At 74.0% G+C, this 427-nt stretch carries 1 protein-coding gene; it reads right to left on the bottom strand.

Annotated features, from left to right (window positions below; translation table 11 throughout):
- On the bottom strand, positions 1-427 hold a 427-nt coding region (locus LPA54_RS39790; RefSeq protein WP_228985283.1), incomplete at both ends, for a universal stress protein.

The following is a 427-nucleotide window of genomic DNA, read 5'->3' as shown; positions in this document are numbered from 1 at the left end:
CCCCGCCTTCACCAGGCGTACGGCCACCGAACCGATGAAGCGGTGCCCGGCCGATTCCGACGCCCCGACCACCACCGCGTCCGCCTTCAGGTCGTCGGCCGCCGTCACCAGCCCGTTGTAGGGGTCGCCCCGGAAGGTGTGGAACTCCCAGCGCACGTCCCACCCGTCCCGGAAGCGCTCGGCGGCCTCGCGGATCTCGGAGACCAGGCCCTCCGCGACCTCGGTCGTCGTGTCGGCCACCGGTACGCCCAGCGCCGCGCCCGCCGTGATGACGGGCTGGACGTACACCAGGGCCAGCACGGCGTTCTGGCGGCGGGCGAGTCCGGCGGCGTAGGCCGCCGCGCGCATCGACGAATCGGAGCCGTCCAGCCCCGCGACGATCACCTTGGGGCCGTCGGTCCCGCGCTCGAACCGATGAGGGGGAGGC

Origin of the sequence: Streptomyces sp. DH12 (genome assembly GCF_020873895.1) — a bacterium.
In the GTDB taxonomy this organism is placed as follows: Bacteria; Actinomycetota; Actinomycetes; order Streptomycetales; family Streptomycetaceae; genus Streptomyces.
The sequence above is the reverse complement of the archived record's forward strand: the minus strand, read 5'-3'. Positions and strand labels throughout refer to the sequence as shown.